Origin of the sequence: Psychrobacter sp. AOP7-B1-24 (assembly GCF_052376215.1) — a bacterium.
Lineage (GTDB): Bacteria > Pseudomonadota > Gammaproteobacteria > Pseudomonadales > Moraxellaceae > Psychrobacter.
On sequence record NZ_JBQSVL010000034.1, the window covers coordinates 22,655 to 31,151 of the forward strand.

8 protein-coding genes are annotated in these 8,497 nt (G+C 42.0%); all 8 read left to right on the forward strand.

Annotation, left to right across the window (positions count from 1 at the left end; all coding sequences use genetic code 11):
* Positions 1 to 128: 128 nt before the first annotated feature.
* The 8 genes from zapE (at position 129) to purF (ending at position 8,425) form a co-directional block, all read left to right on the forward strand.
* Positions 129 to 1,235 (forward strand): cell division protein ZapE, encoded by a 1,107-nt coding sequence (gene zapE / locus ACT3QP_RS08555; RefSeq protein WP_444525180.1) that lies wholly within the window; start codon positions 129 to 131, stop codon positions 1,233 to 1,235.
* Between the two features lie 107 nt (positions 1,236 to 1,342).
* Complete coding sequence (locus tag ACT3QP_RS08560; RefSeq protein WP_444525183.1) at positions 1,343 to 1,927, forward strand: nitroreductase family protein; 585 nt, start codon at positions 1,343 to 1,345, stop codon at positions 1,925 to 1,927.
* A gap of 125 nt (positions 1,928 to 2,052) precedes the next feature.
* Complete coding sequence (locus ACT3QP_RS08565) at positions 2,053 to 3,342, forward strand: NAD(P)H-dependent glycerol-3-phosphate dehydrogenase (RefSeq protein ID WP_192518729.1); 1,290 nt, start codon at positions 2,053 to 2,055, stop codon at positions 3,340 to 3,342.
* Between the two features lie 84 nt (positions 3,343 to 3,426).
* Positions 3,427 to 3,885, forward strand: a complete 459-nt coding sequence (locus tag ACT3QP_RS08570; protein WP_444525181.1) for a SixA phosphatase family protein — start codon at positions 3,427 to 3,429, stop codon at positions 3,883 to 3,885.
* A 431-nt stretch (positions 3,886 to 4,316) separates the two neighbouring features.
* Complete coding sequence (locus ACT3QP_RS08575; protein WP_444525182.1) at positions 4,317 to 4,847, forward strand: DUF4870 family protein; 531 nt, start codon at positions 4,317 to 4,319, stop codon at positions 4,845 to 4,847.
* Positions 4,848 to 5,005: 158 nt separating this feature from the next.
* Positions 5,006 to 6,040 carry a quinone-dependent dihydroorotate dehydrogenase gene (locus tag ACT3QP_RS08580; protein ID WP_192518726.1) on the forward strand — a complete coding sequence of 345 codons (1,035 nt, stop codon included), beginning with the start codon at positions 5,006 to 5,008 and terminating at the stop codon, positions 6,038 to 6,040.
* A 120-nt stretch (positions 6,041 to 6,160) separates the two neighbouring features.
* Positions 6,161 to 6,658 (forward strand): CvpA family protein, encoded by a 498-nt coding sequence (locus ACT3QP_RS08585; RefSeq protein ID WP_192518725.1) that lies wholly within the window; start codon positions 6,161 to 6,163, stop codon positions 6,656 to 6,658.
* Positions 6,659 to 6,889: 231 nt separating this feature from the next.
* Positions 6,890 to 8,425: an amidophosphoribosyltransferase gene (purF, locus tag ACT3QP_RS08590; protein WP_192518724.1), complete on the forward strand. Its 1,536-nt coding sequence runs from the start codon at positions 6,890 to 6,892 to the stop codon at positions 8,423 to 8,425.
* The last annotated feature ends 72 nt before the right edge of the window (positions 8,426 to 8,497 follow it).

Sequence of the window (8,497 nt, forward strand, 5' to 3'; positions counted from 1 at the left end):
ATTGCCGTTAATATGAACATATTGACAAAATTTCTAACGATGTTTAGCAAAATTTAGCCATTTTAAGACCACTAAATGTATTCATGTGCTAATTGATGATACGCTCTAGCCTAATGATGAGTCGTATTATGAGTTTATCTCCATTACAACGTTACGAGCAAGCCGTCAGTACCGATGATTTTACTCGAGATGAGCAACAATTTCAGGCCATGAGTTATCTGGATGAGATATATCATCAGCTCGTCAATACTGCGCCACCAAAGAAAGGGTTTTTTAGCTTTTTAAAGTCCAAGCCTACAGCACCAAAAGGCTTGTATATGTGGGGCGGGGTAGGTCGAGGTAAAACATGGATGATGGACATGTTTTATGATTCATTGACTCTTGATCGCAAGATGCGCCTGCATTTCCACCATTTTATGCAGCGCGTACATCAAGAGCTACACAAGCTAAAAGGTGAGAGTGATCCTTTAGAAAAAGTGGCAGATATTATCTATGAAGAGGCGACCATCATTTGTTTTGATGAGTTCTTTGTTTCTAACGTTTCTGACGCCATGATTTTGGGTGATTTGTTCACCATGCTTTTCAACCGTGGTATTACGCTGGTCGCGACCTCGAATATCGAGCCGGCAGGACTGTATAAAGATGGCATACACCGCGACCGTTTTTTACCAGCGATTGCTGAAGTTGAAAGCCATACGGTGGTGATGAACATCGACTCTGGTATCGATTATCGTTTGCGTGTATTACAGCAGGCGGAGCTATACAAATCGCCGATGACCAAAGCCAACCATCATTGGTTAGCCAACCGTTTTGCCAGTTTGTCTAATAACCAAAAAATCAGTAATGATCCAATTACTATTAATGGACGAGAAATAAAAATCAATGCTCGTACCGAAGATATTCTATTTTGTGATTTCCGTCACTTGTGCATGGAGCCACGTTCAGCATCTGATTTTATCGAAATCGCTAAACAGTTCAGCACCGTATTGGTTAATGCTGTGCCTGCATTAGAGGATGATACTTACCGTGATCCAACGCGTCGCTTTATTTATCTGGTCGATGAATTTTATGATCGCCGCGTAAAACTCTTGGTGCGCGCAGAGCAATCCATTTTGGAGTTGTATCAAGGACAGAAGCTGGCATTTGAGATTGAGCGTACACGTTCGCGCTTGCTTGAAATGCAGTCAGAAGATTATTTGCGAATGGAGCATCGTGTCGAAGTTGATCCAACATAAAAATAGCAGTTTTTTGAATAAAAAATAATAACAAATAAGGAGTAGCAATGACTACATCAGACAACAATGATAAAAAACTGTCTATCAAAGACGTAACCACTGACAGTATGCCGATTACTAGTGAAGAAATGATTGGCTGGATCAACTCAAGACGCAGTATGGGTAATCTGGATGCACCAGCACCCACTTATGCACAAGTTAAAACAGCGATTGAATGTGCGACCACAGCACCAGATCATAAGAAGCTACAGCCATGGCGTTTTATTGTGACACAAGGTGATGCGCGTCATGAATTGGGTCGTGTATTGGCTCGAGCGGCCCAAGAAAAAGCGATACAAGAAGGAGAGGTGTTGTCTGAAAAAGACATTGAAAAAACTGTTAATATGCCGTTGCGTGCGCCAATGATTATTACAGTAGTCACTAAAATGCAAGCGCACCAAAAAGTTCCGCCTTTTGAGCAAATACTCAGTACTGGTGCTGCTGTACAAAATCTTATTTTGGCTCTTAAAGCGCAAGGATATAGTACCGTATGGCGTACTGGTCTATTGTGTAACGAACCAGCGGTGAAAGCCTATTTTGATGTTGGCTCAAATGATTATGTAACGGCCTTTGTTTATACTGGTACCAGTCCTGCAGATGAAGCCACACGTAAAGCAACTGATATTGAGCCATTAGTAAGGTTTGAGTCATAATGCCTTTGAGTACTTTTTGTTTAATAACGTTATCATTTAAATAGACAGTCAGTCTCAGCAGCTAAAAATACCCAAGCCATGACAAGTTCTATTAATGATCGGCCAGTCAACACGGATACAAGAATATGACCAGTTCTAATGATAGCAATAAAAAAACCACTAACGATAACAGCGCCACCGATAACCATACGCCTGAAAAGCAAAACAGTCTGTTGGCAGGTATTATCGAGCGTGCGGCCAAATCAGGTATTGGCCGTAAGAAGCTAAATCCTAGTGCAGTAGAGGCAGCAGTCGCAAAAAATATGGCAGAGATTCATAGCAATCCTACCAAGCTGCGTTTGGCATTTTTGGGCGGTGGTAGTTTTGGTACGGCAATGGCAAACTTAGCCGCACGAAACGGTTGTGATACCACGCTATGGGTGCGTAATAAGCGCACCGTAAAAGCAATGGCAAAAACCCAAACCAATAAAAAATACTTGCCAGGTTATAAGCTGGATGATCGCTTAAAGTATAGTCATGATTTGGCAGCATCGGTCAAAGACAAAGACATTATCTTTATTGCAGTGCCAGGTTTGGCATTCCGAGAGACCTTAAAAAATATCGCGCCATTTATCAGTGGACAGTCGATTGTGTCATTAACCAAAGGGATGGAAAAAGATACCTTTGCGATGATGAGTGACATTATTAAAGATGTATTGCCAGAAGTGAATTTCGGTGTCATGTCAGGGCCGAACCTAGCGATAGAAATCATGAAAAACATGCCGTCTGCGACGGTTATTGCTAGTGAGTCTGAGCCTTTGCGCCATGCTGTTCAGGCTGCACTACACAGTGCGTTCTTTCGAGTGTTTGCCAGTGATGATGTCAAAGGCGTAGAGCTAGGCGGTGCACTCAAAAACATCTATGCAATTGCGATGGGTATGGCAGCGGCGTACGATGTCGGCGAAAACACCAAGGCCATGATATTGACCCGTGGTTTGGCAGAAATGAGTCGTTTTGGTGTGGAAGCGGGTGCCAATCCACTCACGTTTTTAGGATTGTCAGGCGTCGGCGATCTGTATGCCACTTGTAGCTCAGAGCTGAGTCGCAACTACCGCGTGGGCAATATGCTCGGTCGGGGTATGAGTATTGATGCAGCAGTCAAAAAACTGGGCCAGACAGCCGAAGGGGTTAATACCATTCAGCAAGTGCATGAGAAAGCCACTAAGCAAGGTATTTATATGCCTATTACTCATGCGCTTTACGCCGTCATCTACGAAGACAAAGCAGCATTAGGTGTAGCCTTGCATCTCATGGAAGCAGGGTTCCGAAGTGACGTTGAGTTTGTTATGGCGCATGATCATAGCAATGCAGCATTGACTGAACAAATGAAGACGTCGAGCGATGAAGATATAAGTGGTAATACTGATGGTCAGTAAAGCACTGTATATTAAATTAAGGCACTGTTTTTAGGTGGGTTATTCTGAGCATAACATCATAATGATAGTGCAGTAAGGAAGTGTATGAAAATTATATTAGTACGTCATGGTCAAGCAGAAGATGAGTCACGTCCTGATAGTGCTCGCCAGTTGACTGATTTTGGTCGACAGCAAGTGGCACAGACGGCAGAGTATGTGATGACTTATTACAGCCCTGATTATTTCGTTGTCAGTCCTTATGACAGAGCACAGCAAACATTAGCGGAATTTCAGTTGCGCGCGCAAACCGTGCCGTCGGTTGTGCAGGACAATATCACGCCTGCTGATGATGCGCGACAGGCACTGATAGATATTGGCAATATTGATGCTGAATGTTTGGTTGTTGTGTGTCACATGTCTATCGTTGCTTATATTGCTGGCTTGCTAACGGGTGATTATCCCGAGTCGTTTTCTTTAGCAGAAGCAAGGGTATTTGAGATGGATTTTGTGATGGCTGGTATGGCAAGAGAGGTTGACCATTTTGTACCAGATCAGCCTTATTAGGGTCTGTTGAACATTCAAATATTAGGACTGCTGATCGCTAAAATTGCACCAAACTAGGCGCAAGTCGACGATAATGTCGAGACCTTGGCTAGGATTGCAACAACGTTTGGGGTGATTTTAGCCTCAGCCTTTCAGGGCAGTGCTATTTTTTGCCAATATATGGCGAAATTGTTTAACCTAGAATGACTAGGTCTCAAAAATTTCACTGCATATTGTCTAAAAAATAGTCACTGCCAGTACCACATTTGAATGTTCAACAGACCCTAATCGTTGCTTAGGACTATCGCTCATACTTTAAAATATATATTGTATTGGATTTAAGTATATTCTATCGCTTGTTTGCTGTACCTGCTGGAGATAACCTTATTGAAAAACGGTCGGTTTGGCACAATTAAGTAATTATTAGCCACTGCCACCTATAGGGTTTTACAATGAGTGACTTTCCTAATCACAACAGGGATGAGCGCCTTCGCACACAGACGAATACTGCTGATAATGATAATTATGAACCTCTACCGCAAAGACATCATAATATGACGAGTAACAATGTGAATGATAATATGAGCGCTGATAAGCGCCGTTCCCTCACCACTTATAACCACATTACTTATTTTTTATATGTGGTCAGCTATTTTACAGCAGGGCTGCTTTGGATTTTGCCAATTGTGATGAACTATGCCAAGCGTCATGACGCTGATGACACTTGGTTGGCGACGCATTTTGATTGGCAGATTAAGACTTTTTGGTACAGTGTCGTTTGGTTTGTAATCGGTATAGTCATCATAACATTTGCCTTGGGTGGCTTTGGTGTCAGTATTTTAGCTGATAGTAGCCATACCGCTATTGGTTCATTGCTATTGGCTGGATTTGGTTTGCTGATTATGACATTTACTTTTATTTGGCATCTATATCGTATTGTTCGTGGCTGGATAGCATTGACTGATAGTCGTCCTGTGCCTTAATAACCCTTGTTTTGCCATTCATCTATAGATGCTACCGTTTCATGAAATTTTCCGCATGAAACTTTGCTCTTATTTCTGTTAAGCTGATATAATCGCAGCGCTCGATTTTATTCGCACTTTCCACTCACTATTTCTTTTTAGCAGGGTCTGTCATTACTATGTCTTATGCCTTACTTCGTCCTTTTTTGTTTAAGATGGATCCCGAACACGCCCACGAGATGACCTTGTCTTTACTGGATAAAGCTCATACAGCACGTGTTTTAGGTTTGGTGTATGGCCAGTCGATGCAGCCAACAGACTGCATGGGGTTACAGTTTGCCAACCCAGTTGGTTTAGCTGCGGGACTGGACAAAAATGGCGACTATATTGATGCGTTGGCTGAGCTAGGTTTTGGTTTTATAGAAGTGGGTACAGTTACCCCAAGGCCTCAGATAGGTAACGATAAGCCAAGATTGTTTAGAATAAAACAGGCAGATGCCATTATTAACCGTATGGGTTTTAATAATCAAGGTGTCGATTACCTGATCGAAAATGTTAAACGTTGCAAGTATAAAGGTAATATCGGCATTAATATTGGTAAGAATGCTGATACGCCAGTAGAGCAGGCAGCTGATGACTACGTTTATTGCTTAGAGCGTGCCTATCCACATGCCTCCTATATTACTGTTAACATCTCTTCGCCAAATACCAAAAATTTACGTGACTTACAGAGTGGCGAAGCATTGACTCAGCTTTTAGATACCATCAAAAATCGTCATAGCCAATTGGCGACTGAGTATGGTTTTTATGTACCATTGGTACTGAAAGTTGCTCCTGATTTAGAGCCGTTACAAGTAGACTATATCTCACAGCAGCTGATAGATTTTGAGATTGATGGTTTGATTGCGACAAATACGACTTTGGGTCGCGTTGGTGTAGAGGATTTACGCGATGGAGATCAAGCGGGTGGCCTATCTGGTCGTCCTGTGAGCCATATTAGTACGCAGATTTTACAACAGTTTTCTGATCAGTTAGATGGTAAAGTTGCGTTGATAGGTGTTGGTGGTATTGATAGTGGTGTCAAAGCGGTTAAGAAAATTGAAGCAGGTGCAGATTTGGTACAGCTTTATACAGGTCTGATTTATCGAGGACCTGGCTTGGTACAGTCTTGTATTCAGGCAATCGGTGGCTATTACGATGCTATGGAGAGCTAAGCGACTCGCTAAGGCGCTATTATTTGAATAACCAAAATTATTTGAATAACCAAAAAATTACCTTGTCATACGATTTAAGTAAACACTTGATAAAAATAAATAGGGTATGAGGCACAAAACATGAGTGGTCTGGATATTGTGATTGCTATTGTTGTCTTAGTTGGCTTATGGCGCGGCTTTCAGGCGGGATTGATTAAGACGGCGATAGGTTTAGTTGGTTGGTTGGTTGCACTTATCGCTGCGACACGTTTGGCAGGCGTGTTTTCACCTCAGCTATCTGGTATTGTACAAAGCCCCGTTTTGCAAATGGCCATGGCGTTTGTATTGGTAGTGATTGTTATATTAGCAATCATGCACTTAGTCGCGTTTGTATTTTCGGGCGTACTCAAAACGTTACGTCTAGAAATCATTGATAAGATGGCAGGTGGTGTTCTTGGTGCCGCCAAAAACGTATTGATGGTCTTAGTTGTTTTGAGTGTGAGTGCACCGTTATTGGTACAGATGCCGCAATGGCAAACCTCAATATTGGCGCCCGAACTAATGCCTTACGCACCGATGGGTAAGGCATTGGTTTCAGATGTGCTTGGTATGGCTTGGGATCAAGTTAATCAGTCATAAGATAGTTCTTGAAAAAATAATTTTTGGTCGCAGTTAAGCTCCATAAATCATTCACTATGATTTATGGATACTTGTTTTTTGACAGCCAAAAAGATAAGTAGTTGTTAAATATTTAGTAAATTTTATCAGGTCGGCGGCAAGTGATAGCGCACATTTTTGACAGTGTGTTGCTAAAAACCTTGCCACTATGTAGTACTAATACTAATGTATGGGTAAAAATAGGATATAACTATGTGTGGAGTCGTTGGGGTTGCAGCTCATGAGCCAGTCAATCAGATTCTTTATGATGGCTTAACGATGTTGCAGCATCGTGGACAAGATGCGGCAGGTATCGTAACTTTGCAGGATGGACGACTCTATCTACGTAAAGAAAATGGTATGGTTCGTGACGTTTTCTTGAATCACCATATGATAAAACTGGTCGGTAAGTTCGGTATTGGTCACGTGCGTTATCCAACGGCGGGTACTTCTAGCAGTGCTGAAGCTCAGCCATTTTATGTTAACTCACCTTATGGTATTACGCTTGCACATAATGGTAACTTGACCAATGCTGAAAGCTTGGCCAAATCTTTATACATCGAAGATCGCCGTCATCTGAATACTGACTCAGATTCTGAAGTATTGCTAAATGTCCTTGCTCATGAAATGCAAAATCTAGGCAAAACCAAAGCAACGCCTGCCGATATCTTTGAAGCTGTAACCGCAGTTTATGGTCGCGTTGAAGGTGCTTATGGTGTTGTTGCACTCATTACTGGTCATGGTTTACTTGCTTTTCGTGATCCAAACGGTATCCGCCCGCTCATTTTTGGTAAACGTATGGCACCAAATGGTGGCACCGAATATATGGTTGCTTCAGAGTCAGTGGCATTGACAGGTTCTGGGTTCAGCATCATTCGTGATGTCAAACCTGGCGAAGCTATCTTTATTGATTTGGATCATAAACTACATACTCATCAGTGTGTAGCGCCAAAAGAGTACACTCCTTGTATTTTTGAATATGTCTATTTTGCTCGTCCAGATTCAATCATGGATAATATTTCAGTTTATAAAGCTCGCTTGCGTATGGGTGAAAAGCTAGCAGATAAAATCATGACAGAGTGGGGTGACAATCACGATATTGATGTGGTAATTCCTATCCCAGATACCTCACGTACATCAGCGATGGAATTAGCACTCAAGATGAATGTAAAATACCGTGAAGGGTTTATGAAAAACCGCTATATCGGTCGTACGTTTATCATGCCAGGTCAGCAGCAACGTAAAAAGTCTGTCCGCCAAAAGCTCAGTGCGGTACCGTTAGAATTTAGAGGTAAAAACGTACTGTTGGTTGATGACTCCATTGTTCGTGGTACGACCTGTCATGAAATTATCCAGATGGCTCGAGATGCTGGTGCTAATAAAGTATTTTTTGCTAGTGCTGCGCCGCCAGTTAAGTATCCAAACGTTTATGGTATTGATATGCCAGTCCGCAGTGAGCTGATTGCATCAGGCCATACTGTGGAAGAGGTGCGTGAAATAATTGGTGCTGATAGACTGATTTTCCAAGATTTAGATGATTTGATTGATGCGGTAAAAGACACCAAGCATAGTAGAGTTGAAGGTTTTGACTGTGCTGTATTTAATGGTTGTTATATCACCGGCCAGATCAATGAAGCCTATCTTGACCACCTACAAGAGCAACGTAACGATACAGCCAAGACAGGTAAAAGAAGAGTTCAAATAGTTGCTGATACTCCAGTCGATATGATGGGTGTCGAAGAGCAGTAAGTAATAATTGTTCTAAAAAATGGAAGTTAGAAAGCATTCTCAGAAAATAAAAGGCCAGATTCTTACTAGAAT